We start from the raw sequence: 24,585 nt of genomic DNA, 5'->3' as shown, positions 1-24,585 counted from the left end.
CTAACGTTTTCGGCTGCCAATAATCCGCGAGTCATCTGCACTGCGTGGGCCTACAAGAAAAAACTGGAGCGCGGATGAACATCAAACAGAAGTTGACCTGGGCGTTTGCAATCATCGCCTGCTTGCCCGTGGTGCTGGTCGCCACCCTCGTGGTGCTGAACTTGCGCAGCGATGCCAAGGATAATTTTGTCGATGGCAGCGGCCGCGAGATTCGTCAGGTCAGCAATGCCATGCAGCTGTTCTTTGACGGCATCAGCCAGAACGTCGATTACCTGGCCACCCAACCGCTGATCAAGAACTCCGACGACAGCCTCAAGACCTACATGAGCGCCAACGCCGAGAGTATTCCCCAAGGCGAGTCGGACAAAAAGGTTTTCGCCCTCCTTCAGGACCTGGGCAACAGCCACCCGGCCTACGCCTACGCCATCCTAGGTACGGCGGCGGGCGGTTACGTGTCCTGGCCGGACGATGCGAAGCTGAGCAATTACGATCCGCGCCAGCGCCCGTGGTACAAAGCCGCGCAGGCCAAACCCGGCAAACCGTTTCGCACCGAGGCCTATTACTGGGCTCAGGATGACGCGACTTACGTCAGCACCGTGCGCACCATCGACAACAAACTGGGCACCAACGGCGGCGTGGTCAGCATTGATGTGACGCTCAAACAGCTCACCGAAATCGTCAAACAGATCAAACTCGGCGAAACCGGCTACCTGATGCTGGTGGAAAACACCGGCACAGTACTGGTCGATCCGAAGCAACCAGCAAACAACTTCAAAGCCCTGACCAGTCTCGGCGACGGTTACGCGCAACTGGCCAAGGCCGGCAAAGGCCTGGTAGAAGTCGAGCTCAATGGCGAGCGCTACATGGCCAACGTCTGGCCGTCGGAACAACTGAGCTGGACCTTTATCGGCCTGATCAAGCAGACCGACGTGATGAGCTCGGCCACTCAACTGACTTGGCTGATCGCGATCATCGCGGCGGTACTGGCGGTGTTCTTCGCCATTGTCGGCGCCAGTTTCGCCAGCCTGATCGTGCGACCGATCCGTAGCGTGGCCAGTGGTCTGGAAGGCATCGCCCAAGGTGAAGGCGACCTGACCAAGAACCTGCAAATCCGTGGCAGCGACGAAACAGCTCAACTGGCCAACTGGTTCAACCAGTTTCTGGCGGCAATTCGCAACCTGATTCAAAGCATCGGCGGCGCCGCGACCAAGATCCTCGCCACCTCCCAGAGCTCGACGCAGGTGTCCAGCGACATGGCCGAAGCCGCCGGGCGCCAGCGTGAAGCAGTGGATATGGTGTCCACGGCGTTCCACGAAATGGTCGCCACCGCCAACGAAGTCGCGCGCTCCTGCAGCCAGGCCGCCGAGTCGGCCGACAGCGGTCAGCGCCAGGCGCGCGAAGGTCAGCAGCAGATCGATGCCGCAGTGAGCAGTGTTGATCGCTTGAGCCAGGAAATCGAACAGTCGGCGCAATCGATGCAACAGCTTGAGCGCGATAGCAACGACATTCAGTCGATCCTCGGGACCATTCGTTCCATCGCTGAACAAACCAACCTGCTGGCCCTGAACGCCGCCATCGAAGCGGCCCGGGCCGGTGAACAGGGTCGTGGTTTTGCGGTAGTGGCGGATGAAGTTCGCGCCCTGGCCAAACGGACGGCCGATTCCACGGCGGAAATCGACGGGCTGCTGGGCAACCTGGCCAAGCGCACCAGCCAGGTGACGCAGCAGATGCATGCGAGCCTGGAAGTGTCGCAGCAATCGGTGACCCGCATCGGCGAAGCGCGCAGCAGCTTCGGGCAAATTCGTGAATCGGTGGATGTGATTCGCGACATGAACACTCAAATCGCCACGGCGGCGGAGCAACAGCATCAAGTGGCAGAAGACATCAATCGCCACATCAGCCAGATTCATGGCGATGCGCAGTTGGTGGCGGAACTTGCGAACTCGGCGCGCCTGGATTCGCAGAGCCTGGCCGGGTTGTCGAATGAGCTGGATGGGTTGGTTCGGCGGTTCAGGACCTGAGGTTGCTGATCTAACTGGTCGAAACCGATACCTGTGGCGAGGGAGCTTGCTCCCGCTCGGCTGCGAAGCAGTCGTAAACCGGCAAACGCGGACTATCTAATGCACCGCGTTGGTTGAATTGGGACCGCTTCGCGCTCCAGCGGGAGCAAGCTCCCTCGCCACAATTACTGCTTGAACAATTCGCCGGGGGTAAACCCGAACAACCCCTTGAACGCCGCAATAAACGCCGACGTCGAGTCATACCCACAAGACAGCGCGGCATTGGTCACGCTGTTCCCCTCCTCCAGCAAACTCAGCGACGACAGCAGCCGCATGCGCTGGCGCCAACCGCGGAAACTCAACCCGGTTTCACGCTGGAACAAGCGCATCAAGGTTTTCTCCGACGTGCCCAAACGCTCGGCCCATTCCTGCAAGGTCGCATTGCGCTCAGGGCTGTCGATCAGCTCGTTGCACAAGCCCAACAAACGTTCATGCCGGGGCAGCGGCAGGGAAAACTCCACCTCGGGCAGACTCGCTAACTGATCCAGCAGCACGCCCACCAATCGCGCCTCCTGGCTGTCGCCCTGTGGATATTCCACGGGAAGCAGGCAAAAGCGTTTGATCAGCTCCCGGGCCAATGGCGTGACTTCCAGCACCCGGCAACGCCCGTCCGCCCATTGGCAGTCCTCGCGGCGCACGTACAGGCTGCGCATCTCGGCACGCATCGACGTCACGACCTGATGCTCGAGATCCGCCGGAATCCAGATCCCCCACTGCGGCGGCGCAAAGAAGCTGCCTTCGGCGGTATGCACACCGAGAACGCCGCTGATGGCGTAGGAAAACTGCACCCAATCGTGACGATGCGGCGGCGTCCATGAACCGGCGTTCAGACTTTCCGCCCGCGCATACAACGGACGCGGCAACGTCGTTAGCGCCGGGATCGTGCGTTCGAGGGAAAGTTGTCCGTTAGTCGGCATTGATTGGCCTTATGTCGCAAGACGGCTAATGGAGCCGACGTTAGGCTAAGTCATCAATTCTTACAAACGTATTCGGTGCCCATCATGCATGCCTTCAAACACCTTAAACGCGTGGTCACCGACTGGTTCTTGTGCGGCATGCTGATCGCCACGCTGCTGGCGTATTTTTTCCCGACCTTCGGCGCCACCGGCGGCGGGATGCACGCGGAGTACGTGATCAACGTCGGCGTGTTTCTGGTGTTCTTCCTCCATGGGGTCAACCTCTCCAGCGAGCAGATCCGCCACGGGCTGAAGAACCGGAAGCTGCACGTGATGGTTCAGGCCTTCACCTTTGCGGTGTTTCCGTTGATCTGGCTGCTGAGCGACAAACTGCTGGGTTCGCACATCCCCTCACTGCTGATGCTCGGCTTCCTCTACCTCTGCGCCCTGCCCTCGACCATTTCCTCGTCCGTGGCGCTCACCGGCAGCGCGGGCGGCAACGTACCGGCAGCAATTCTCAACGCGAGCCTGTCCAGCGTGCTGGGGATTTTTCTGACACCGTTGCTGGTGAGTTTCGTGGTCGGCAACGGCGCTGGCGGCATCGATCTGGGCTCAACCCTGCTCGACCTGTGCGCCATGCTGCTATTGCCGCTGGTGCTCGGGCAATTGCTGCGACCGTTACTGGGCAAGTTTTTCGCTCGGCACAAACGCTACACCAACATCGCCGACAAACTGGTGATCCTGCTGCTGGTGTACTCGGCGTTCTGCAACTCGATGGTCTCGGGGATGTGGCAGCAACAGGGCAACAGCGTGATTCTGACTGCACTGATGGGCAGTGCGATTTTGCTGGCAATCATCCTGTGGATGACCACCCGCACCGCTCGCGCGCTGAAGTTCAGCCCTGCCGATGAGATTGCCGCGGTGTTCTGCGCCAGCAAGAAATCCCTGGCGGCCGGCGCACCGATGGCGGCGCTGATCTTCGGTGCCAACCCCGGCCTTGGCCTGATTCTGCTGCCGATCATGATCTATCACCCGTTGCAACTGATCGTCTGCTCGGTGATGGCCGAGGGTTACGCCAACCGCAACCGGGAACTGGCCGCGCATCAACGCGCGGCAGTGCTCAACCCCCAGTAATCCGCAATCAGCAATCAGCGCTCGATAATCGCCGTCACGCCCTGACCGCCGGCGGCGCAGATCGAGATCAACCCTCGGCCCTTGCCCGCCGCGTCCAGCAGCTTCGCCAGGTTGGCGACGATGCGCGCACCGGTGGCGGCAAACGGATGCCCGGCGGCCAGTGAGCTGCCCTTGACGTTGAGCCGGCTGCGGTCGATGGAGCCCAACGGTGCGTCGAGCCCGAGGCGGGTTTTGCAGAACTCCGGATCTTCCCAGGCCTTCAACGTACACAGCACTTGCGCGGCAAACGCTTCATGGATTTCGTAGTAATCGAAGTCCTGCAAGGTCAGGCCATTGCGCGCCAGTAACCGCGGCACGGCATAAGCCGGCGCCATCAGCAGGCCCTCGGCACCGTTGACAAAATCCACCGCCGCCGCTTCGCCGTCACGCCAATAGGCGAGGATCGGCAAGCCGCGCTCTTTCGCCCATTCTTCACTGCCCAGCAGCACCACCGACGCGCCATCGGTGAGTGGCGTGGAATTGCCCGCGGTCAGGGTGCCCTTGGCGCTTTTCTCGAAGGCCGGTTTCAGTGAGGCGAGTTTTTCCAGGGTCAGGTCCGGGCGCAGGTTGTTGTCCCGGGTCAGGCCGAGGAACGGCGTCATCAAATCGTTGTGCCAGCCTTCGGCGTAGGACGCGGCCAGTTTCTGATGGCTTTGCTGGGTCAGCTGATCCTGCTCGTCACGCGGGATGCTCCAGGTTTGGGCCATCATTTCACAGTGTTCGCCCATCGACCGGCCGGTGCGCGGCTCGCCGATGCTTGGAAAGTCGGGCATCAAGTGGCGGGGACGCAGTTGCAGGAAAGTTTTCAGTTTGTCGGCGGTGCTTCGGGCGCGGTTGGCTTGCAAGAGGATCTTGCGCAGGCTTTCGTTGACACCGATCGGCACGTCCGAGGCTGTGTCGACGCCGCCGGCAATGCCACATTCGATCTGACCCAGGGCGATTTTGTTCGCCACCAGCAACGTCGCCTCCAGCCCCGTGCCGCAGGCTTGCTGGATGTCATAGGCCGGCGTCATCGGCGACAACCGCGAGCCGAGCACGCATTCGCGGGTCAGGCCGTAATCACGCAAATACTTGAGCAGCGCTCCAGCCGCCACTTCACCCATGCGCACACCGTGCAGGTTATAGCGCTCGATCAAGCCTTCCAGCGCTGCGGTGAACATCGCCTGGTTACTGGCAGTGGCGTACGGCCCGTTGGACCGGGCAAAGGGGATACGGTTACCACCGATAATCGCGACGCGGCGCAGCTGAGTCATGAAAAAGCTCTCCTTCCTGATATTCAATTGTGAACACATACCCCTGTGGGAGCGCTCCCCGAAAGTCCCATTACAAACTAACCTGCAATGATCAAGCGTAGGCCGTATCTCGTGGGTCGAACGACTAATTGCCATTCCTGATCCACACTTTTAACCCCAGCTGCTGGAGCGTGATCCATGTCTGACCGCTATATCGACTTCGCCAATTCGTCCATCGGCCATCGCGTGGTCGGTGCCCTGGGTCTGCCGTCGCCGGTACGACTGGAACGCTGGCAAGCAGGCCGGCTGCGGCCTATCGAGGGAGCGCTGTTGATTGGCGGTGGCCCGCTGACAGAAAAGGTCAGCAGCCTCGCCAACCGCCTGACCGACACGATTTACAGCTACGGCGCCGATCCGACCCTGGCCACCGCGTGGATTCCCGGCCACGGCCAGAAACTCAAAGCCGTGGTGTACGACGCCAGTGACCTGGTGCAGGTCGATCAGCTGAAACAGCTGCGCGAGTTCTTCCAGCCGCTGATGAAAAACCTCGATCATCATGCGCACCTGGTGATTCTTGGCCGGGCGCCAGAGACCTTGAGCGACCCGTTCGCCGCCAGTGCCCAACGCGCCCTTGAAGGTTTCAGCCGTTCGCTGGCCAAGGAACTGCGCAGCGGCGGCACGTTGCAGCTGATCTATGTCGGCGAAGGTGCCGAAGATCAACTGGAAGGCCCATTGCGGTTTTTCCTCTCGCCCAAAAGCGCGTTCATTTCCGGACAAGTCATTCGCCTGAAAGCGTGTGAGGTGCAGGTGACGGACTGGAGTCGCCCCTTGTCAGGGCGCAAGGCTCTGGTGACGGGCGCGGCGCGCGGCATCGGCGCTTCGATCGCCGAAACCCTGGCCCGCGACGGCGCCGAGGTGATCCTGCTCGACGTGCCACCAGCCAAAGCCGATCTCGAAGCCTTGGCCGCACGCCTCGGCGGGTGCGGCATCACGTTGGATATCTGCGCCGAAGACGCCGCCACGCAACTGATCGAACATCTGCCCGACGGCATCGACATCGTGGTCCACAACGCAGGCATCACCCGGGACAAAACCCTGGCCAACATGACCCCGGAATTCTGGGACGCGGTGCTGGCGGTCAACCTCAACGCGCCGCAAGTACTGACCAAGGCGCTGCTCGACAGCGGCACCTTGCGCGACAACGGCCGAGTGATCCTGCTGGCGTCCATCAGCGGCATCGCCGGCAATCGCGGGCAAACCAATTACGCGGCGAGCAAGGCTGGATTGATCGGCCTGGCCCAGGCCTGGGCGCCGCTGCTGAGTGAGCGCGGCATCAGCATCAATGCCGTGGCGCCAGGGTTCATCGAAACCCAGATGACCGCGCACCTGCCCTTCGGCCTGCGCGAAGCCGGGCGACGCATGAGTTCATTGGGCCAGGGCGGCCTGCCGCAAGATGTCGCCGAAGCCGTGGCCTGGCTGGCACAACCGGGCACCGGAGCGTTTACCGGGCAAGCGTTGCGCGTCTGCGGGCAAAGCGTTTTGGGAGCCTGACCATGACCACCGACTGGCACACTCTCCATAGCGAACCGGGCCTGCAAACGCTGTATGTGAAGGCGGCAACGCGCCGCAAAATCACCGGCACCACTCTGCCTGACCTGGGTTATCACTGCTGGGTCAATGTCGATCCGAAACGCCTGGAGGCTTATCGAAAAGTCTGTGGTTTCGCCGACAACGGGCTGCTACCACCGACGTATCCACACATCCTGGCGTTTGCCTTGCAGATGCAATTGCTTACCGCCAAAGCATTTCCGTTCCCGCTGTTGGGGCTGATTCACTTGAGCAATCGCATCCGCATCTTGCGCCCCATGGGCGGTGTGCACCGGGTGCGGGTCAGCGTGAACGTGCAGAACCTGCAACCTCATGCCAAGGGGGCGACGTTCGATTTGGTGACGACGCTCGACGATCAGTTGGGCGTGCTGTGGGAGGCGGAAAGCAAGATGCTCTGTCGCGGCGTCAAACTGGAAGGCGAGCCGGTCGAGGAAGCGTTTGCATCGACGCTGTCGCTGACCGAAGTGGCTCACTGGAAAGCACCCGCGGACATTGGCCGGCGGTACGCCAAGGTGTCCGGAGACTACAACCCGATCCACCTGAGTACGATCAGCGCGAAACTCTTCGGTTTCCCTAGTGCCATCGCCCATGGCCTGTGGAACAAGGCGCGTACGCTGGCAGCCCTGAGCGATCATTTGCCGACGGCAAACGTCGAGATTGCGGTGCAGTTCAGGAAACCGGTGCGCCTACCCAGTGAAGTGACGCTGATGTCCAGTGCGGCGGGGTCCAGCGGGGATTTTCAGTTGATGGGTGCGGGGGAGATTGAGCATATGGCGGGGCAGTGGAGGCCTGTTGCCTGATGGTTCGGTCTGATCGTTCCCACGCTCTGCGTGGGAATGCAGCCCGGGACGCTCCGCGTCCCAAGAGCCGAACGCAGAGCGTCCGTAGAGGCGTTCCCACGCAGAGCGTGGGAACGATCAAAAATCCTCATACCGCTCTTCATCTGGGGATTGGCGAGGGGGCCGACTCAGGAACTGACCACCCCTGGAAACAAATTATTCAACGTCTCCAACAACCGCACGTGATAAATCGGCTTGCGAAACAAATCCAGCACCTGCAACCGCAACATATCACTCACATCATCCATATCCGCATGCCCCGACGTCACAATCACCGGTAAATGCTGGCGAGCCGTATGCTCACGCAACCGCTTGATCAACGACATGCCACTCTCCTCCGGCATCCGCAAATCAGTAATCACCAGCGCAATATCAGGGTGACAAGTCAAATGATGAAGGGCGAGTTTGACCGACGTTGCCGTAAAACAACTAAAGCCCTCGCCCTCCAGCAACTCCGCCAGTTCCAGCAGCGCATCCTCCTCATCGTCGACCAGAAGCAGCTGTTGGCGTAGCAGCGCGGGAGCATTCATAAATAAACACCTGCAATGGACTAAGCGTTGACGTTAGAACCGCCCTGGCAGGTTAGCAAGCTGTCGGCATCAAGGAGCAGGAGGCACTAGCGAATCCCGGAGCACGGTAAAAATATCGGTTACCGCTCCCGAAATAGGTTCCATGAACACCACCAATGCAACCGCTGCCATACCCGCAATAATCGCGTATTCGATGCCCGAGGCACCTTCCGTATCTTTGGCCAGGTATTTGAACAAAATGATTTCGGATTTGATCTTCTGAACCACTTTAGTAAAGGGCATGACGTGTCTCCTATGACAGGAGGGTGTTGCACGGCCGCAACATGATTCCCCTATGCCAGCATCAGCATTGTCGGCAAACCCTAGACCAACAACTGTAAGAACCTATTAATACTTAAGTAATAACCGGTTCACTGGCGTCATAAAACAGTGCTTTTGGCTTCAGTCCGTTACTTTTGTCAGATATTTATCGCCCTGTAATGGCTTTTTGCTCTACCTGCGCTACCGTCAAATAGCGAAATAGTTCGATGTTCATAGCTGCCTGATTGCGAAGTCATCTCATTAGAAGTCTTGGGGGCGTTACGCAGCAGGAAAGGGAGAGCCGTCATGAACAGCCGCGTCACCATGGGCCTGGCCGGGCTGTTTCTGGTAGGCGCCATCATTGCCGGTTACTGGGGGCTGGCGCTGAGTCGCCAACCGGCACCCGAATCCGTCGCGCAATCCGGCACGTCATCGGCCCCGATATTGGCACCGGCAGACGACCCGACTCGCCAGCCAGTGGTTGTGCTGCTGCGTGACATCGCGCCGTTCGAGCAAATCAGCGCCGCCGACGTGACTCTGGAGAAACTCCGTACCGCCCCGGCCGGCAGCCTGTCCCGTCTCGATCAAGCCATTGGCCGTACGCCCTGGCGCACGCTGACTGCCGGCAGCTGGCTCAATGATGAAAGTTTCGAAACCGGCGGTGCGCTGGCGCGAATGATCCGCCCCGATGAGCGTGCCCTCGCCGTGGCGGCGGATGACGTGGTCAATGTCGGTGGTCAACTGAGCCCCGGCGACTATGTCGACGTCTTGCTGTTTCTGCGCATGGACACCAACAACCTCCAGCAATCGGCCCAGGTCGTGGTCCCGGCGTTGCGGGTGCTGGGTGTCGGCGACCAGTTGGGGCTGATGAACGATGGCCTGCCTGCCAACCCGGCGCGCAGTCACGAAGAACGACTCAAGCAAGAACAACTGCGCGCCAGCGCTCGCACCGTTTTGCTTGCCGTCCCCGAACCCCTCTTGAGTCGCCTGATGCTCGCGGCTCAGGTCGGGGTTTTGCGCCTGGCCGTGCGCAGCGCCGAGGAAAAACGTCTGAACCAATACTGGGCTGGCAACCGCGATTCAAAGGCGAGCCTGGCCAGTGCCAATCGCGAACTGGTGCAGTTCAGTCAACTGGCCCTGGCCGGCACACCCAAACCCGCCACCGGCGGCGCAGCACCGCGCAAGACGAGCGTGGAAGTCATCCGCGGCAATGAAGTCACCCAACAAACGCCCTGAATCGAGCGAGGACGCTTCTCCATGCGCAGACGTTTCACGCAGTACTTGCTCGACAACGGCTGCTTCGATACATGCGGTGGGTTATTGCAATGAGCCAGCCCCAGAACCTGAGTCAGACGTTCCTCGCGATCACGCGCAACAGCACCGACTTCGAGTGGCTGCAAGGTGCGCTTGCCCCTTTGGGCCGAGTGATCAGCGCCGGTGGCGGCAACCTCGATGAACTCTTGACGCTGGTGGACGTGACCTTCGCCAGCCTGGTGTTCGTGGGTCTGGACCGGGAGCATGTGGTGGCCCAGAGCGCGTTGATCGAGGGTGCCCTGGAAGCCAAACCGATGCTGGCAATCGTTGCCTTGGGCGACGGCCTGGACAACCAACTCGTGCTCAATGCCATGCGCGCCGGTGCGCGGGACTTCGTTTCTTACGGTTCACGTTCCAGTGAAGTTGCCGGCCTGGTGCGACGCCTGAGCAAACGCCTGCCGACCGTGACGCCGAATATGCAACAGAGTCAACAGGGTGGCCTGACCGTGCTTTACGGTGCGCAGAGCAATGCCGACGGCGCCTTGCTCGCCAACCACCTGGCGCACGTGGTGCAAAAGAGCGGACAGCAGACATTGTTGCTGGACCTGGGGCTGCCACGTGGCGACAGCCTTGCGTTGCTGGGGCTGGAGAGCTCATTTCATTTTGGCGATGCGTTGCGCCATCTGCGGCGCCTGGACGCGACGCTGATCGACAGTGCCTTCACCACGTGTGACGCCGGGCTGCGGATTCTCGCCTACGCCAGCAACGACGAACCGCTGGAACAGACCAGTGCCGCCGAGCTGTACATGCTGCTCAGCGCCTTGCGCCAGCATTTCCAGCACATCGTGGTGAACCTCACTGGCCAGTCGGACAGCGAAGCGTTGCGTACCTTCGTCAGCCATTGCGACAAGTTGCTGTGGTACACCGATCAGAATGTGCTCGACTGCCGACGCAACCTTGAGGTGCTCGGCCGCTGGCGCGAAAAAGGCCTCAAACTCGAACACGCCAGGTTGCTGGTTGACCGCTATCTGCGCAATGTCGCGCCAGACTCCGATACCTTGAGCAAAAGCTTTGGCATGGAGGTTATGGCGGTCCTTGCCTACAGCCCGGAAGTACGGCTCAACGCCAAGAATCAGGGGGTGAGCCTGTTCGAGCTGGCCCCGCGCGAAAACCTGACCCAAAGCCTGCGTGCCCTCGGCGAACGACTGGCCAAACGCTCCGAAGACCTGGACAAACCCAAGGCTGGCTGGTTCGACCGATTGAGGGGCACGCCATGAGCGGGGAAAAACTTTTCGGCGCCCCCTCCCACGGGCCGGCCGGCAATACCGACCATGAAGGCCTGAAACTGGTACTGCACCGCTACATCATCGACGCCATCGAAGAGTCCGGGAAAAACCTGCTGGAAGGTTCGCGGCAAATGCTGTCGCAGTTCGTCATCGACAAAGTCGCCGAGTACATCGCCCGTCTGCACCTGGCGATTTCCCGTTATGAGATGGAGCGACTGGCTGAGGAAATCGTCGACGAGCTCACCGGTTTCGGCCCCCTGGAGGTACTGCTGCGTGACTCGACGGTGACCGAAATTCTGGTCAACGGCCCGCACCGGGTGTTCGTCGAACGCGAAGGTGTGTTGCACCTGAGTGACCTGCGATTCATCGACGACCACCACGTCGAACGGGTGATGCAACGGATTCTCGCGCCCCTGGGCCGACGGCTCGACGAGTCTTCACCGATGGTCGATGCGCGTTTGCCCGATGGTAGCCGGGTCAATGCAATCATCCCGCCCATTGCCCTCGATGGCCCGTGCCTGTCGATTCGAAAATTCCGCAAGGACATGCTCAAAAGCTCCGATCTGATGGCGATGCAAACCATCGATCAAGCGATCTTTGAGTTTATTCAGGAGGCCGTGGGCAAGCGCTGCAACATCCTTGTCAGCGGCGGTACCGGCACCGGCAAGACCACGTTGCTGAACATTCTCAGCCAGTTGATCGCCCCTCACGAACGCCTGGTCACCATCGAAGACGTCGCCGAGCTGCAACTGGGCCATCCTCATGTGGTACGCCTGGAAACCCGACCGCCGAATGCCGAAGGCCACGGCGAAGTGAAGGCCAGCGACCTGATTCGCAACGCGCTGCGGATGCGCCCGGACCGGATCATCCTCGGCGAGATTCGCGGCGTCGAAGTGGTCGACGTGCTCACGGCGATGAACACCGGGCATGACGGTTCCATGAGCACCGTGCACGCCAACAATGCCCAGGATGCGCTGTTGCGCCTGGAGACCCTGGTGGGCCTGACCGGACGCACCATCGCTGAGCGCACGCTGCGGCAAATGATCTGTGCGGCGCTGGACGTGGTGATCCAGTTGACGCGCCTGCCCGATGGCCGCCGCTGCGTCAGTGAAGTGGTGGAGGTCGTGGGTATTCGTGATGACGTGTATGTGACCAATACGCTGTTCCGCTTCGACCGACGCACCGGTTTCGGTTTTCTGCGCGAAGCGGTCAACCCCGCCGGCGAAAAGCTGCGTCGCGAATCGGCGCTCTCTCCCTTATCGCACTAAGGATCACGGCATGCTCAAACCGGCGCTGCTCATCCTGATTTGCCTGGCATTGCTGGGTTTATCGATCCGTTTGTTCTACAACGGCCTGCGCCAGACCGGCATCGATCGAACCCTCGGTCGCTTGATGCAGGGACAACCGCAACTGGCGGTGGCGAAATCATCCTGGGCTGGCCTGGAACGGGCCTTTCTACGCGCCGGCCTCGGTCGTCCCACCGAGCGCCTGAGGTTGTGGCTGTTGCTCTGGGCCGTGGGCATTTTGCTGGGGTTTGCCCTCGCAAGCTGGATCGGTTTGCTGGCGTTGTTGCTGATGCCACCTCTGGCTCTGCGGCTGTACATCAGTTGGTGCTACCAGCGCCGGCTCAAGCGCATGATCGAACAACTGCCGCCGTTGCTCGATCACACCGTGCGAAGTCTGAAGTCCGGACGCACCCTGGCCGATGCGGTGCTGGTCGCCATCGACGCCGCCGAAGACCCACTGAAGAACGCCATGGGCCGGGTTCAGCGCAATGTGCACCTGGGCGTCAGCCTGCCTGACGCTGTCACGGACTTCGCCGAACTGTACGAGAAAGACGAGTTTCGATTGTTTGCGCTGGGCCTGAAGGTCAATCACCGCTACGGCGGTAATGCCAGTGAGCTGTTTGAGAACCTGATTAAAATGGTCCGTGAACGCGACCAGGCTGCGCGCCAACTGCGCGCCATGACGGGCGAAACCCGCATCACGGCGATGGTGCTGGCCCTGATGCCTGTGGGGCTCGCCGGCTACTTCTTGCTGTCCAATCCGAAATACCTGCTCGCCATGTGGAACAGCAGCTCGGGGCAAATGATGCTCGCGACCGCGTTTGGCCTGCAGGTTGTGGGTTGCCTGGCGCTGTGGCGCATGTTGCGCAGCGTATGAAAATAGCCCTGCTGATCAGCGCACTGTTGTTTCTCGGGGCCACGCTGTTGCTGCTCAGTGGGCTGCTGGACCAACATCGGCGTGCTCGCCAAGTGGCTCAACGACTGGACGGCAAACCGCTGAACGACCATCGCGTCAGTCACTGGTTGCAAGCGCTGGGCAACAGCCGCATCGGTCAGCGCTCGGTCAAACTGGACAACGAAACCCAAATGCTGCTCAACCGCCTCGGCTGGCGCAGCGCCCGGCAACGCTCGCTGTTCGCTGCCTGCCAGATCGGCATACCGGTGCTTGCGTTGGTCCTGAGCCTGTTGATCCAGAGCGTGTTCTTCCCGCAGGTGAACAACCACTGGATCACCCCGGCCTTCGCCACCGCCCTCGGTTACTTGCTGCCCAAACGCTTGCTGGCCGCCGCCGCGTACCGTCGGCAAAGACAACTGGCGATCGAGATTTCGACCTTCATTCCGCTGCTGCGCATCCTGTTCGAATCCGGCATGGCGGTGGAGCAGTCGCTGCGAGTACTGAGCATCGAAGGCAAACAGTTACTGCCGGCCCTGACCCATGAGCTGCGCCTGATACTGACCCGGGTCGATTCCGGCCTGGAGCTGGGCGAAGAACTGAACAAGGCCACCCAGTTACTGGCGGTGGACGAATTCACCGACACCTGCGTGATACTTCAGCAATTGATCCACCAGGGCGGCGGCGCCATGAAATCACTGCTGGGACTCAAAATGCTGCTCGATGACCGGCGCCTGACACGCTTGCAGGAATACATCTCCAAGATGTCCGCGAAAATGTCCGTGGTGATGATGTTGTTTCTCTTCCCGGCGCTGCTGATCGTACTCGCCGGCCCCAGCTTCACCGCATTGGCCCGGGCCTTTGGTCGTTGAAAGCTCACTGTGGCGAGGGGGCTTGCCCCCGTTGGGCTGCGAAGCGGCCCAAAAATCTTTGGTGTACTAAAGATCTTGTGAGTGCTACGCACTCAAACGGGGGCAAGCCCCCTCGCCACAGATCGCTCCTACAGGGGATCAGCTGTGTGGCGCGGGTTTTGGTATGGCCACGTTATCCAGCATCCGATTCACCGCCAGTTCTGCCAGCATGACGATTTGTTGAATCGCCATCGCCGTGTGCCGGTGCGGCCCTTCCAGATACCCCGCAAAATCACCCGCCATCACACTGGCCTGGGCCAACGATTCACAGGTGTGGGCTAGCAGGTCTTCGTCTTTGATATCCGGCGCGACCATATACATCGTGCTCGGCTTGCGGGCCGCGGGGGATTTGAGGGCGGAGGGGTTGAGGTAGTGATCAAGCGCGCGGTTAGCGGCGTCGTGGAGTTTTTTCGAATCGAGGGATTCGTAGGGGGAAACGTCGTCGGTTTCTGGGGGATTTGGGGTTGCTTTGAACATGGTGACACCTCCGGGATGAAATGGAGCCACTTCCAAATTGCCGCGACGCAATTTGGGGTGGCAGCTGTACGCGGGTTCGCGGACCGATCCCAGAGGCATATCTCGGCATACCCGAAGGTATCCCGCGCACAGTCGCCATGACACGAAACGACAGACACCCAAAAGTGTTGTGGTTTGGTGGAGCGATTATGCCTCAAGAATCGAGCCGCGACGCCCGGACGCTGAATTGTCAGCGACGGACAAAGGCTAGAGACGCAGCGTCCGACGGGCAACCTGAAAAACATGTGGGAAGGTTCTGATGTTTTTACTGATCGATAAACATCGTTGCCTCTGAGGCCGCCTTCGCGAGCAAGCCTCGCTCCTACAGGGAATTGCGTTGGTGAACGTGCTTTTCGTAGGAGCGAGGCTTGCCCGCGAAGAGGCCCTTCGGCAGCTCCACAATAGAGCGGCGTACACCCGAAATTCAGTGCGCAGTAAGCCGCCGCACACCAGCATTACCAGGCGACAACGCCAACGCCACTTGCGTGCGGTTATGCATATGCGTCAACCGCAACACCTGCGATACATAAAGCTTCACCGTGTTCTCGGTAATCCCCAATTCACAAGCGATCTGATAATTGGTCTGCCCCTTGCCCACCAACCGCGCCACCTCCAGCTGCCGCGGCGACAGCTGATTGAAAACCGCCGGCATCTCCACCCGCTCCGCCTCACTGAATGCACCGCCAGCCGAATCCGGCAAAGGCACAGAGGATGGCCCCCGACGAACCTTGTCCAGATCCTGATACAGCTCGTCGATCGACTCACAAAGGTACTGCAGCTTCTGACTTAAATGCCCCAACTGCAGGTTTTTCTGCCGCTCTTGCAAGACCACTTCCTGGCGCTGCAAACCTTCGAGCAACTCATCCAGATCAATCGGTTTCTGATAGTAGTCGGCGAACCCGGCGCGCAAGGCCTTGATCACGTCCTGCTTGTCTGCGCGGCCGGTGAGCATGATCGCCTCGAACGCCCGATGCTTTCCGGACAGCCGTTGCAGCGCCTGGACAAGCTGAATGCCATCCATGTCAGGCATCCGCAAATCACAGAGCACCAGACCGATATCCTCGTATTCACTGAAACGCTCGATCGCCTGCTTGCCGGACTGGCAAGGAACACAGCGATAACCATTGCGCTCGATGAACTCGCAAAGTTCTTCGACAATCAATGGTTCGTCATCGACCACAAGGACTTTTATTGCCGAGATAAGCTTGTTCACGTGTCACTCCATGCCAAGTATGGCTTGACCGTTCCTGTCCCCACTACCCACAGGCTGTACAACAACTGTTTTGAAAGTAGACGCACTTTCCAACTATGTATATAGAACGAGTGGCGCCCGGCGACTAATACATCCAGACCAGCGTGAGCAACATGCCCACCAATACGAACGGCGCAAAGGGCTGTTTTTTTGACGTTCCCGGTCCCAGGTAACGAAGTCGATCCCTAAGCCCCTGCCCCATATACAGCCAGAGTCTTGGCGCCAGCAGCAGCCAGAATGCACTGGCCAATCCGGCGCCGATGAAACCGCCGAGCAGGTGCATACCGTCCGTCGCAAGGCCCAGCGTCGCCATCAGTTTCACGTCGCCCGCCCCCAGACGTTTCAATGCATAACCGGGCAAGGTGAAGGCCAGTGCCAACAACAAAGCCCAGCCGCCCTGCACCGCCTCGGCCCCCAACCATGTGGTGCCCGTCCACAACAGATACGCCAGCGCCAATACACCCGCGCCAAGGGTCAGGCCATTGGCGATGTGCCGCTCTCGGACATCCTGTGCTGCGCAAAGCGTCAGCCAGATAAGTAGGACAAAGTTCTGCATCCGGTAAAAAACGTCCGTTTTGGCTGAATGATTCTATGCTGATACTACGTCGTGATGGTCAGGGTAGACGCACTCATGAAAACAGGCCTCCCCCGCAAACAAAAAGGTGCCGTGGCGATTGAGTTCGCTTTGGTGTTCATCATCTTTTTCGCCGTGTTTTATGGGCTGGTCAGTTACAGCCTGCCGTTGTTGCTGATGCAATCGTTCAATCAATCGACGGCCGAAGCGGTGCGCCGCAGTGTGGCGCTGGACCCGAGCACCGCCAATTACGACACCGCCGTGCGAACCGTTGCCACCAACGAACTGACCCGGCAACTGGCCTGGATTCCTGCCGCGCTGAACTTCAATGTGGCCACCGACGCCAGTGCCACCTACATCGGTGGCGTGCTGACGGTCACCATCAATTACCCCACCAGTAAACTGAATCAGGTCCTGCCGTTTCTGGTGCTGCCGGGGATCGGCTCGGTGCCCAATCTGCCGGCGACCCTTACCGCCCGCTCGAGCCTGCAATTTTGAGTTCCGGGGACAAGCTCTTCGGGCGCCTGCTCAATCGCCAACCGCAGCAGCCCTCGACCAGTGCTGACCCTGCGAGCGTGCAACGTGTCGGTTTGCAGCTGCATCTGGATGACGAAGGCCGAGTGACTCAGCTGAACGGCCCGCTGCGGCATCTGCTGGCGCAACAAATGCCCGGCGCGCAGACACCGCATCTGCTCGATTACCTCATGCCCCATAGCGGCCTGTCGGTCGAAGGCACGCCTGCCGAGTGGCAGGGACAAAGCCTGGACCTGGATTTTTTCAGCCTCGGCGAACAACCGCTGCATCTGCGTGGCTGGGTGCAGCCGTTGGGCGAAAACTGGCTGTTGCAGTTGATCGACATCGGCGACCTGCTGCTCGAACGTCGACAAGCACGCAGCCGTGAACAATGCCAGTTACTCGCGGCGCAGGTCAGTGAACAGTTGCGCCTGTGCAGCCTGACGCGCTTGCCCGAGGTGCTGGCGGAGCAACTGCAAGGTCTGGCCCAGCGCTTTCAGATCCCCTGCATCGCCATGGCTTTGCTCGATGAACAGGCCGAGGGTTGGCTGATTCACCAGCATTACGCAGCCTTCGATGCGCCACTGTTGTGGGAAATCAATCAACGTCTGGGTACCGGCCTCGACAGTTTGAATGGCTCCGCCCCTCAGCCGCTGATTCCCAGCGAACACCCCCGCCTGCAAGGCATCTTCGGCAATGCCGAAGGGTTCGCGGTGCCTTACCACAATGCCCAGGGCGTGGTGGCCTGGCTGCTCTGTGGTTTTTACCCGGTGCAACAGCGTGCCCCGGATCTGAGCGAGCGCGACTGGTTGCAACTCACCGCCGCCCTGGCCGGCCCGCTGCTTGAGCGCTTGCACGAGCATCAGCACCATCTGCAACTGGAGCGGCTGGAGTCTCTGCAAGCCTTGCTCGGCACCGGCTGGTGGGAGGTCTTCAGTGACAACGCCGAGGTGCAATTGGCGCCATCGCTGGCCGGTACGCTCAACCTTGCGAGCACGCGTTTTCCGCTGCACGACTGGCTCGACCAGATCCACCCCGCCGACCGTGAAGAGCTGACGATTCGCCTGCAAACCTTGCAGGATGAAGGCGCACCGTTGCTGCTGTGCGTACGCCTGCATCGTCCCGACGCGGCACAAACGCCGATCTGGTATCGGCTGCAAGGTCAGGCCCTGGGCATCGGCAGAAACCGGCGGCTGGTGGGTTTCATGCTCGACATCAGCGACATCAAGAATCAGGAGCAGAACGCCGCTGCCGCCCATGCCCGGCTGGACAATCTGATTGCCAGTTCGCCGGCGGTGATCTACGTACAGCGCTATGTCGAAGGTGCGCTGCAACCGACATTTTTCAGCGACAGCCTGTTGCCGCTGCTCGGTTGGTCGCTCGCCGATTGCGCCGCCGGCGCGTTGGTGGAACGGGTCCACCCCGAGGACCGTGACGGTTATTTCGAGCGCACCCGGCAACTGTTGCGCGAGGGTTCGGTGCGAGCCCGTTATCGGCTGCGCGACAGTCGCGGCGATTATCACTGGCTGTTGGACGAAGCCAAACTGCTGCGCGATGACCTCGGGCTGCCGGTGGAAGCTGTGGGCCTGTGGCTGGATGTCACCGAAGCGACCCTGGCCGCCGAGCAAGTAAAACAGAGTGAAGAGCGCTATCGGATCCTGGTGGAAGATTCCCCGGCGATGATCTGCCGCTACCTTCCAGACCTGACACTGACCTTCGGCAACCGCCCGCTGGCGACCTACCTGGAATGCCAACCCGAGCAACTGCCGGGGGTGAACCTGGGCAGCTGGATGTCGCCGGAACAGCGCGAAGCGTTCCTCCAGCGGCTCAGTCGACTGAGCCCGGAGTTCCCGGTCAGTACCGCGGAAATCAACCTGCAACTGCCGGGACGGGAACATGCGTGGTGGGTCTGGTCGGATCGCGGGGTGTTCAACGAGCAGGGTCGCTTGCTTGAGATTCAAGCCGTGGGCCGTGACAACACCGAAGTCCGGCGCGCCCAACAACAGCTCACCCAGAGCGCGAAAATGGCCACTCTCGGCGAAATGGCCACCGGGCTGGCCCATGAAATCAATCAGCCGCTGAACGTGATGCGCATGGCCATCGTCAATGTGCTCAAGCGCCTGAGCAATGGTGACGCGCAAATCGATTACCTGACAGACAAGCTCAACCGCATCGACGCTCAAGTCCAGCGTGCCGCACGGGTGGTGGATCACATGCGGGTATTCGGTCGGCGTTCGGAGATCGAGCAACACCCGTTCAATCCGGCTCAAGCCATCGAGGGCACGCTGTCACTGCTGTCCGAAGGCATGCGCGGCAAAGGGGTCGAGCTGCGGGTCAGCGAGACCGGATTCGAGGTGCAGGTACGCGGTTACGTCGATCAGCTGGAACAGGTGCTGATCAATCTGATGGTCAATGCGCGGGATGCATTGTTGGGCAAGCGCGAGGCCGACCGGGAGTTCAAACCGTGGATTTCGGTGTACGCCGAACGTGATGAACACTCAGTGCGACTGTGGGTCGAGGACAACGGCGGCGGCATCGATCCACGGCTGCTGGAGCGGATTTTCGAACCGTTCTTCACCACCAAACCGGTGGGCATCGGCACCGGGCTCGGGTTGTCGGTGAGTTACGGCATCGTCGAAAACATGGGCGGTAAGTTGAGTGTAAGAAACTCGACCGAGGGCGCGCGGTTTTGTATCGAGTTGCCGATTGTCACAGGTGATCAGATCACCAGCGTCGCGCGTCCCGAGTGACAGCTGAGGTTGGCGCCGACGTCGACCTTGTTCAAATCGATCCCAAGGCTTACCAGTAAGGTGTTGATCAAGCTGTCGAGCAACGGGCTGAGCACGCTGTTGATCGCGCTGACCAGCAAAGTGGTCACATTGCTCAGGATCGCCCCCAGACCGCTGACGAGACTGCCCGACGGGCCATACATGTCCACGTGAATATTAAGCGGGGTATTGAGCAGACTGCTGACGATGCTGCTGGTGGTAAACGAGTAGTAGAACGGCGGCTGATTGATTTCCGGCAGGCTGCTGGCGGGTGGTGCGGAGTACACGTGGGAAATGTTGGCGTTCGCCGCCACGCTAGTGTCGGCAACGATATCGATGCCGCCACCGACGCCGGGCACACGCGGATCGCAAGTGATCGGTAAGAACAGAAGCCTGCGACAGGTTTTGATCCCGATATCGATCACCTTCAACGGCTGCACCGTGACCGTCGGCGGTGTGGTGTTGCTGCCGAACATGCTGGCCGCATCGATCCGGCCGATTTTCAGGTTCACCAGCGACGTACTGGTGCTGGTGGTCAGGGTTTTGTTGGTGTTACTGACGCAGCTGTAGGCCGTGACGTAACTGCTGGCGCTGGCGACCTCCAGTGCCACGTCGAGCCGTATTGGCCCCGGCAACACCTTGATGTCGGGCGTCTGGCAGGGCACGCTCAAGGCACAGGTCAGTGAGTTGAGCACCGCCACCAGATTGAGATTGAGCAACGCATTGAGGGTGTTGGTCAGCGGTCCTGCCAGATCGGTTACCGCATTGACCAGCGCCACGATGGCGTCGAGTGCCGGCAAGTCGATCGACAGCAATGTGCGAACCTGCGCGGTTCTCACGTAAATCCGGTCAGGTCCCAATGGGTTCAGTGCAGCCTTTTTCGGATTGCCGATCGCTGAGAGTTGCGGCGGCTCCAGGACCTGCACCCGAGCCGTGATCTGCGCCAGCCCCGCCAGATTGATCGGCAGCGTCGCCACCAGACCGTTTTCCTTGTTGGCCAGTTGCACGATGCCTTCGATCAGGTTGAACACGCTCACGTTAGTCGCCAACGCCGACATGTTGCTGCCATTCTCGACGTGCAACAAATTGCCCAGCACCACGGTCGTGGAGCCTGCGGCAGCCTTGAGTGCTTGCAGACCGACGATGGTCGCCGTCGCACCGAGAGTGCCGCTTGGGTCCAGCACATTGACGGCAGTCTGGATCAACTGGCTGACGGCCACCGAAGTGCCCAACACCTGGCTATACCCTGCGGCGTTGAGGCCGAGGTCGACCTTCAGTCGATCGAGGTAACCGAGCAGGCTGATGTTGGTGCTCACCAAACCGTTCCAGCCCGCCACGGAGAGGTTCAGATTGCCGCCCAGCAAACCACCGAACAGTCCATTGAGGGTGGCCGACTTGCTGGTATCGATAGTCAGCACCGTACTGCGAATGGTCAGCGATGCCAGCGCAGGTGGCAACGCTGCGACGGCGGTCGCGGTCAGGTTGAGGGTCGCACCGGCTGGAGGACCGCCGAACAGGGCGCCGATGCCGCCGGCGATACTTTGCTGGATCGAATGGCTGACGCTCACCCGAATGGCTTCGCTGCTGCTCGGATCAGCCGTAAAAACCCGAAGATTATTGGCGTCCAGACTCAAGGTGCCACAGGCTACCGCCAAGCTGCGGCTGGAGTCAGGAAGGGAGAAGTCGTTGCGGTTTGCACTGGCGGTGGCATAGGCGGTAGCGGTGGCACCCACGGCGCAATCACCGTTACGCGTGGCAGCCTCCAGCGCGGCCATATCCGCCACCCGTTGCAAGCTGCGTTTTTCCAGGTACAGGCGGCCGCTATCGACCACGACCAGCAAGAACACCAAGGCCATGCCCAGGGTCAGCACCGCCATCAAACCAATCGCTCCCCGTTGCCGGGCCGGGCTACGAAACTGCAAGCAGGGAGACATGGCGCACTCCTTTGCCGGCGCACTGGCGAGGGTTACCTCCATTGGTGAGAAGCAGTGTAGACAAGGGTTGGCCAGATTGCTGGCAACTCGCCATCCAAGACAACAAAAACTCAATGTCGGAGGGCAATGCTGTTCACAAAAGAGAGCCTTGAATCAGAGAAACCTGTGGCGAGGGAGCTTGCTCCCGCTTGAGTGCGTAGCGCTCACAAAAATCGGCAGTGGTTGTCAGATTTTTGGGGCTGCTACGCAGCCCAACGCGAGCAAGCTCGCTCGCCACAGGTCCGCTGCCACAACGGATCTGTGGTGTCGGTTTAGCGCGGTGGATAGTTCGCCAATATCCGCCCGACCGTCTCGTGGATTTTATTGCTACGATCCTGCGGGTTCGGTGTGCGACTGAGCGTCTGCTCGTCGCTGCCGCGCCACACCAGTTTGCCGTCCTTGCCATCGAGCAGGTCGATCTGGATGGTCGCCACCTTGTAGCTGATGTTGCGTGTTTCGTTGTACATCGGCCCGCCCCAGTAGCCGTACCATGGGCCACCATAACCACCGCCATAGTGAGTGGTCACCTGCTGCTGACGATCTTCGACGATCAGGTAGGCCTGCACCCTCAGATCCGAACTGGCGCCGGCGGCGGCCGGACGCAAGCCGCGCTGATCCAGCTGATCGGCAACGGACTGGCGGATGCGTTGTTCGGTCAGGTCACTCTTGATCCGTGGATCATCGGGACGGTATTGCACGGCGGGCTCTTTCCAGCTCCAGCTACGATAGGCGGCAAAGTCGCGGCTGGCATCGAAGTCATGATTGACCTGGTTGGCGGCGCAGGCAGTGAGCAGCGCGGCGATGGCCAGTAAAGCGAAACGGCGGAACATGATTTTTCTCCGGTAGAAGACATGCACCTGCGGGAGGCTTCCTGTACGGGAAGCTAACTAGGAGGATACGCCGACATAGCCTTTTCGACAGCTTCGCGTATGGCATCGGCACGCTCGCTCTGTCTGCCCTGGCTGCTGGTTTCGGCACTGGCACTCCATACCGGCTGGCCAGTGCTCGCGTCGAACAGTTCGACACGCACCACCACCACTTGTACCTGATAAGTGCGGATGACCGGCACCGTGTTGTACATGCCGTAACCGCTGCCGTAGCGGTTATAACCGCCGCCGTAATAACCCCCGCCGTAACCATAGTCGTCCTGCACCTGACGCAAGCGGGTTTCCAGATGCAAATCGGCGCTGACCAACAGGTCCGCCGGGCGGTTGTCGTGCAGTGGGCGCAAGCCGCGTTGATCCAAGGCATTACTGACCGCTTCGGCCACCTGCGCCGAGTCGGCCCAGGCCGTGCCCGGTGGCAGGCGTCCGTTGAGCCAGGCCCAGCTGCGATAGCGGCCGTAATCGCGTGGCGGCGCCGGGTAGGCGCTGCGATCGAAGGTGGTGGCGGCCTGAGGCGGTGCCGGTGGCAGGGGATTGGAGGTCGCGACATAAGGGTTGCTGCCCTGACAAGCCGCCAACCCGAGACAGATCACCAGTAACCCTGAACGACTTTTCATTTCGCGCTCCGCTCAGATCGGCCGACAGATCCAGTGCAGGTAGCGCCCAAGCCCGGCGAAACTTGGGTGACGGCGGTGGGCCAGTTCCATTTCCAGCAAGTCCGGCAGTTCGACACGGGCCTGGAATTCCACTGGCATGTAGTCATAAAAAACCCGCACCCCACTCTGGGTTTCGACCTGCCACATGCTCTCAAGTTGCGCCGCCAGTTCCCGTGGATCCAGTGGCTGCTGCGGCGTCAGGCTTTGCTTTTCGCCGGCCATGTCGTTCTTGCGCATCTTGCGGAAATGACCCTTTAGCAAGTTGCGGTAGATCAACGCATCGCGGTTGTAGAACGCCAGGGACAACCAGCCGTCCGGTTTCGTCAACTGATGCAGTACCGGTAAAATCGCATGGGGTTCGGCCAGCCATTCCAGCACGGCGTGGCATAGCACCAGGTCGCAGGGTTCAGTGAGCTGACCGAGCAGATCCTGCCACGGCGCCTGGATGAACGTCGCGGTCTGCCCCGCTTCGGCGAAGCGCTGGCGGGCGCCTTCAAGCATCGGTTCGGCAGGTTCGGCGAGGGTCACCTGGTGACCGCGCTCGGCCAGCCACAACGACATGTGGCCCAGGCCGGCGCCGATGTCCAGTACACGCAGCGGTCGGTCCGGCAGGGCTTCGGCCAGGTCGGCCTGCAGCACCGCGAGCCGGATCGCACCTTTGGCGCCACCGTAGATTTTTTCGGCGAAACGGGTCGCCAACTGATCGAAATGACGGTCGCCCATCAGCTGAACCGCCGTTCGCTGTCCGCGAGTTTGCTACGCACCACTTCATTCATGTCCAACCCCAACTCGCTGCACAGCAGCAGTAGATACAACACGATGTCGCCGACTTCCTGCCCGACATGGGCGAGCTTGTCTGCCGGCAACTGGCGTGACTGGTCTTCGGTCAGCCACTGGAAAATCTCCACCAGCTCGGACATTTCCACGCTCGCGGCCATGGCCAGGTTTTTCGGGCTGTGAAATTGCCGCCAGTCATTGCGATCGCGAATGGCGTGCAGGCGTTCGGTCAGTTCAACAAGGTTCATCGGGCTCTCCTGAAGGCGTATAGCTTCAGGGGGATGGCGGGTGAAGGCAAGTAGCAGCGTTGTGCCTGCGCACTTTGCGCCATACTCCAAAAGATCGCAGCCTTCGGCAGCTCCTACGGGAACTCGGTAACACGATCAATAGCCCAACGGTCGGATC

23 protein-coding genes and 1 pseudogene are annotated in these 24,585 nt (G+C 60.5%); 12 read left to right on the top strand and 12 right to left on the bottom strand.

Going from position 1 to position 24,585, the window contains the following annotated elements; all coding sequences use genetic code 11:
* Nucleotides 1–74 precede the first annotated feature (74 nt).
* Both ACZ9IM_RS26710 and ACZ9IM_RS26705 read left to right on the top strand, forming a co-directional pair.
* Nucleotides 75–1,163 (top strand): annotated as a pseudogene (locus ACZ9IM_RS26710) (cache domain-containing protein); the annotation flags it as partial.
* A 90-nt stretch (nt 1,164–1,253) separates the two neighbouring features.
* Entirely contained in the window at nt 1,254–2,021 is a 768-nt protein-coding gene (locus ACZ9IM_RS26705) for a methyl-accepting chemotaxis protein (protein WP_371858212.1), read from the top strand.
* Between the two features lie 164 nt (nt 2,022–2,185).
* Here the strand turns inward: ACZ9IM_RS26705 and ACZ9IM_RS26700 are convergent, their stop codons facing one another.
* A complete protein-coding gene (locus tag ACZ9IM_RS26700) occupies nt 2,186–2,977 on the bottom strand; it encodes an AraC family transcriptional regulator (protein ID WP_427627000.1) in 792 nt (263 codons plus the stop codon).
* Nucleotides 2,978–3,061: 84 nt separating this feature from the next.
* On the opposite strand from ACZ9IM_RS26700, the gene ACZ9IM_RS26695 reads away from it, so the two are divergent.
* Complete coding sequence (locus ACZ9IM_RS26695) at nt 3,062–4,090, top strand: bile acid:sodium symporter family protein (protein ID WP_427627002.1); 1,029 nt, start codon at nt 3,062–3,064, stop codon at nt 4,088–4,090.
* A gap of 14 nt (nt 4,091–4,104) precedes the next feature.
* Here the strand turns inward: ACZ9IM_RS26695 and ACZ9IM_RS26690 are convergent, their stop codons facing one another.
* Nucleotides 4,105–5,382, bottom strand: coding sequence for an acetyl-CoA C-acetyltransferase (locus ACZ9IM_RS26690; RefSeq protein WP_008069695.1), 1,278 nt, complete (start codon nt 5,380–5,382; stop codon nt 4,105–4,107).
* A gap of 177 nt (nt 5,383–5,559) precedes the next feature.
* Here ACZ9IM_RS26690 and ACZ9IM_RS26685 point away from each other — a divergent pair, with 177 nt between their 5' ends.
* Both ACZ9IM_RS26685 and ACZ9IM_RS26680 read left to right on the top strand, forming a co-directional pair.
* On the top strand, nt 5,560–6,912 hold the full coding sequence (locus ACZ9IM_RS26685; RefSeq protein WP_476225426.1) for a 3-oxoacyl-ACP reductase: 1,353 nt from the start codon (nt 5,560–5,562) through the stop codon (nt 6,910–6,912).
* A gap of 2 nt (nt 6,913–6,914) precedes the next feature.
* Nucleotides 6,915–7,769 (top strand): MaoC family dehydratase, encoded by an 855-nt coding sequence (locus tag ACZ9IM_RS26680; protein ID WP_476225424.1) that lies wholly within the window; start codon nt 6,915–6,917, stop codon nt 7,767–7,769.
* Nucleotides 7,770–7,936: 167 nt separating this feature from the next.
* Here ACZ9IM_RS26680 and ACZ9IM_RS26675 read toward each other — a convergent pair whose 3' ends face one another.
* Both ACZ9IM_RS26675 and ACZ9IM_RS26670 read right to left on the bottom strand, forming a co-directional pair.
* On the bottom strand, nt 7,937–8,338 hold the full coding sequence (locus ACZ9IM_RS26675) for a response regulator (protein WP_427627008.1): 402 nt from the start codon (nt 8,336–8,338) through the stop codon (nt 7,937–7,939).
* A gap of 69 nt (nt 8,339–8,407) precedes the next feature.
* Nucleotides 8,408–8,620 carry a Flp family type IVb pilin gene (locus ACZ9IM_RS26670; protein ID WP_427627010.1) on the bottom strand — a complete coding sequence of 71 codons (213 nt, stop codon included), beginning with the start codon at nt 8,618–8,620 and terminating at the stop codon, nt 8,408–8,410.
* Between the two features lie 324 nt (nt 8,621–8,944).
* Between ACZ9IM_RS26670 and cpaB the strand changes: the two genes are divergently transcribed.
* From cpaB to ACZ9IM_RS26645, 5 genes are all read left to right on the top strand, one after another.
* Complete coding sequence (cpaB, locus tag ACZ9IM_RS26665; protein WP_476225423.1) at nt 8,945–9,874, top strand: Flp pilus assembly protein CpaB; 930 nt, start codon at nt 8,945–8,947, stop codon at nt 9,872–9,874.
* A gap of 89 nt (nt 9,875–9,963) precedes the next feature.
* Nucleotides 9,964–11,169 (top strand): CpaE/TadZ family protein, encoded by a 1,206-nt coding sequence (locus ACZ9IM_RS26660; RefSeq protein WP_427627014.1) that lies wholly within the window; start codon nt 9,964–9,966, stop codon nt 11,167–11,169.
* Nucleotides 11,166–12,446: a CpaF family protein gene (locus tag ACZ9IM_RS26655; RefSeq protein ID WP_476225422.1), complete on the top strand. Its 1,281-nt coding sequence runs from the start codon at nt 11,166–11,168 to the stop codon at nt 12,444–12,446. The genes ACZ9IM_RS26660 and ACZ9IM_RS26655 overlap by 4 nt, the downstream gene beginning before the upstream one ends.
* A gap of 10 nt (nt 12,447–12,456) precedes the next feature.
* A complete protein-coding gene (locus ACZ9IM_RS26650; RefSeq protein ID WP_476225421.1) occupies nt 12,457–13,341 on the top strand; it encodes a type II secretion system F family protein in 885 nt (294 codons plus the stop codon).
* Nucleotides 13,338–14,228 carry a type II secretion system F family protein gene (locus ACZ9IM_RS26645; RefSeq protein ID WP_427627019.1) on the top strand — a complete coding sequence of 297 codons (891 nt, stop codon included), beginning with the start codon at nt 13,338–13,340 and terminating at the stop codon, nt 14,226–14,228. The genes ACZ9IM_RS26650 and ACZ9IM_RS26645 overlap by 4 nt, the downstream gene beginning before the upstream one ends.
* A 138-nt stretch (nt 14,229–14,366) precedes the next feature.
* Here ACZ9IM_RS26645 and ACZ9IM_RS26640 read toward each other — a convergent pair whose 3' ends face one another.
* From ACZ9IM_RS26640 to ACZ9IM_RS26630, 3 genes are all read right to left on the bottom strand, one after another.
* Complete coding sequence (locus ACZ9IM_RS26640) at nt 14,367–14,744, bottom strand: DUF6124 family protein (RefSeq protein WP_427627021.1); 378 nt, start codon at nt 14,742–14,744, stop codon at nt 14,367–14,369.
* A gap of 463 nt (nt 14,745–15,207) precedes the next feature.
* On the bottom strand, nt 15,208–15,996 hold the full coding sequence (locus ACZ9IM_RS26635; protein WP_427627023.1) for a response regulator: 789 nt from the start codon (nt 15,994–15,996) through the stop codon (nt 15,208–15,210).
* A 124-nt stretch (nt 15,997–16,120) separates the two neighbouring features.
* Complete coding sequence (locus tag ACZ9IM_RS26630) at nt 16,121–16,591, bottom strand: prepilin peptidase (protein ID WP_476225419.1); 471 nt, start codon at nt 16,589–16,591, stop codon at nt 16,121–16,123.
* A gap of 75 nt (nt 16,592–16,666) precedes the next feature.
* Between ACZ9IM_RS26630 and ACZ9IM_RS26625 the strand changes: the two genes are divergently transcribed.
* Both ACZ9IM_RS26625 and ACZ9IM_RS26620 read left to right on the top strand, forming a co-directional pair.
* A complete protein-coding gene (locus ACZ9IM_RS26625) occupies nt 16,667–17,107 on the top strand; it encodes a TadE/TadG family type IV pilus assembly protein (protein WP_429432136.1) in 441 nt (146 codons plus the stop codon).
* The gene (locus ACZ9IM_RS26620; RefSeq protein ID WP_476225417.1) at nt 17,104–19,872 is read left to right on the top strand and encodes an ATP-binding protein; all 2,769 of its coding nucleotides are present in this window, start codon (nt 17,104–17,106) and stop codon (nt 19,870–19,872) included. The genes ACZ9IM_RS26625 and ACZ9IM_RS26620 overlap by 4 nt, the downstream gene beginning before the upstream one ends.
* Here ACZ9IM_RS26620 and ACZ9IM_RS26615 read toward each other — a convergent pair.
* The 5 genes from ACZ9IM_RS26615 to ACZ9IM_RS26595 all read right to left on the bottom strand — a co-directional run bounded on the left by ACZ9IM_RS26615 (nt 19,842) and on the right by ACZ9IM_RS26595 (nt 24,428).
* The gene (locus ACZ9IM_RS26615) at nt 19,842–21,824 is read right to left on the bottom strand and encodes a pilus assembly protein TadG-related protein (protein ID WP_476225416.1); all 1,983 of its coding nucleotides are present in this window, start codon (nt 21,822–21,824) and stop codon (nt 19,842–19,844) included. The genes ACZ9IM_RS26620 and ACZ9IM_RS26615 overlap by 31 nt on opposite strands.
* Nucleotides 21,825–22,135: 311 nt before the next feature.
* Complete coding sequence (locus ACZ9IM_RS26610; protein ID WP_476225415.1) at nt 22,136–22,693, bottom strand: DUF4136 domain-containing protein; 558 nt, start codon at nt 22,691–22,693, stop codon at nt 22,136–22,138.
* A 53-nt stretch (nt 22,694–22,746) separates the two neighbouring features.
* The gene (locus ACZ9IM_RS26605) at nt 22,747–23,364 is read right to left on the bottom strand and encodes a DUF4136 domain-containing protein (RefSeq protein WP_476225414.1); all 618 of its coding nucleotides are present in this window, start codon (nt 23,362–23,364) and stop codon (nt 22,747–22,749) included.
* Between the two features lie 12 nt (nt 23,365–23,376).
* Nucleotides 23,377–24,126, bottom strand: a complete 750-nt coding sequence (locus ACZ9IM_RS26600; RefSeq protein ID WP_476225413.1) for a methyltransferase domain-containing protein — start codon at nt 24,124–24,126, stop codon at nt 23,377–23,379.
* Nucleotides 24,126–24,428, bottom strand: a complete 303-nt coding sequence (locus ACZ9IM_RS26595) for a MazG-like family protein (protein ID WP_095634107.1) — start codon at nt 24,426–24,428, stop codon at nt 24,126–24,128. Before ACZ9IM_RS26595 ends, ACZ9IM_RS26600 begins: the two co-directional genes overlap by 1 nt.
* Nucleotides 24,429–24,585: the final 157 nt, after the last annotated feature.

This window comes from Pseudomonas sp. TE12508 (assembly GCF_056279485.1).
This window is presented reverse-complemented; position numbering and strand designations above follow the sequence as displayed.

What these genes read in the sequence shown, in the direction of transcription:
- ACZ9IM_RS26705 (WP_371858212.1), top strand. Translation starts at nt 1,254, where the DNA reads ATGGCCGAAGCCGCCGGGCGCCAGCGTGAAGCAGTGGATATGGTGTCC.
- ACZ9IM_RS26700 (WP_427627000.1), bottom strand. Translation starts at nt 2,977, where the DNA reads ATGCCGACTAACGGACAACTTTCCCTCGAACGCACGATCCCGGCGCTA.
- ACZ9IM_RS26695 (WP_427627002.1), top strand. Translation starts at nt 3,062, where the DNA reads ATGCATGCCTTCAAACACCTTAAACGCGTGGTCACCGACTGGTTCTTG.
- ACZ9IM_RS26690 (WP_008069695.1), bottom strand. Translation starts at nt 5,382, where the DNA reads ATGACTCAGCTGCGCCGCGTCGCGATTATCGGTGGTAACCGTATCCCC.
- ACZ9IM_RS26685 (WP_476225426.1), top strand. Translation starts at nt 5,560, where the DNA reads ATGTCTGACCGCTATATCGACTTCGCCAATTCGTCCATCGGCCATCGC.
- ACZ9IM_RS26680 (WP_476225424.1), top strand. Translation starts at nt 6,915, where the DNA reads ATGACCACCGACTGGCACACTCTCCATAGCGAACCGGGCCTGCAAACG.
- ACZ9IM_RS26675 (WP_427627008.1), bottom strand. Translation starts at nt 8,338, where the DNA reads ATGAATGCTCCCGCGCTGCTACGCCAACAGCTGCTTCTGGTCGACGAT.
- ACZ9IM_RS26670 (WP_427627010.1), bottom strand. Translation starts at nt 8,620, where the DNA reads ATGCCCTTTACTAAAGTGGTTCAGAAGATCAAATCCGAAATCATTTTG.
- cpaB (WP_476225423.1), top strand. Translation starts at nt 8,945, where the DNA reads ATGAACAGCCGCGTCACCATGGGCCTGGCCGGGCTGTTTCTGGTAGGC.
- ACZ9IM_RS26660 (WP_427627014.1), top strand. Translation starts at nt 9,964, where the DNA reads ATGAGCCAGCCCCAGAACCTGAGTCAGACGTTCCTCGCGATCACGCGC.
- ACZ9IM_RS26655 (WP_476225422.1), top strand. Translation starts at nt 11,166, where the DNA reads ATGAGCGGGGAAAAACTTTTCGGCGCCCCCTCCCACGGGCCGGCCGGC.
- ACZ9IM_RS26650 (WP_476225421.1), top strand. Translation starts at nt 12,457, where the DNA reads ATGCTCAAACCGGCGCTGCTCATCCTGATTTGCCTGGCATTGCTGGGT.
- ACZ9IM_RS26645 (WP_427627019.1), top strand. Translation starts at nt 13,338, where the DNA reads ATGAAAATAGCCCTGCTGATCAGCGCACTGTTGTTTCTCGGGGCCACG.
- ACZ9IM_RS26640 (WP_427627021.1), bottom strand. Translation starts at nt 14,744, where the DNA reads ATGTTCAAAGCAACCCCAAATCCCCCAGAAACCGACGACGTTTCCCCC.
- ACZ9IM_RS26630 (WP_476225419.1), bottom strand. Translation starts at nt 16,591, where the DNA reads ATGCAGAACTTTGTCCTACTTATCTGGCTGACGCTTTGCGCAGCACAG.
- ACZ9IM_RS26625 (WP_429432136.1), top strand. Translation starts at nt 16,667, where the DNA reads ATGAAAACAGGCCTCCCCCGCAAACAAAAAGGTGCCGTGGCGATTGAG.
- ACZ9IM_RS26615 (WP_476225416.1), bottom strand. Translation starts at nt 21,824, where the DNA reads ATGTCTCCCTGCTTGCAGTTTCGTAGCCCGGCCCGGCAACGGGGAGCG.
- ACZ9IM_RS26610 (WP_476225415.1), bottom strand. Translation starts at nt 22,693, where the DNA reads ATGTTCCGCCGTTTCGCTTTACTGGCCATCGCCGCGCTGCTCACTGCC.
- ACZ9IM_RS26605 (WP_476225414.1), bottom strand. Translation starts at nt 23,364, where the DNA reads ATGAAAAGTCGTTCAGGGTTACTGGTGATCTGTCTCGGGTTGGCGGCT.
- ACZ9IM_RS26600 (WP_476225413.1), bottom strand. Translation starts at nt 24,126, where the DNA reads ATGGGCGACCGTCATTTCGATCAGTTGGCGACCCGTTTCGCCGAAAAA.
- ACZ9IM_RS26595 (WP_095634107.1), bottom strand. Translation starts at nt 24,428, where the DNA reads ATGAACCTTGTTGAACTGACCGAACGCCTGCACGCCATTCGCGATCGC.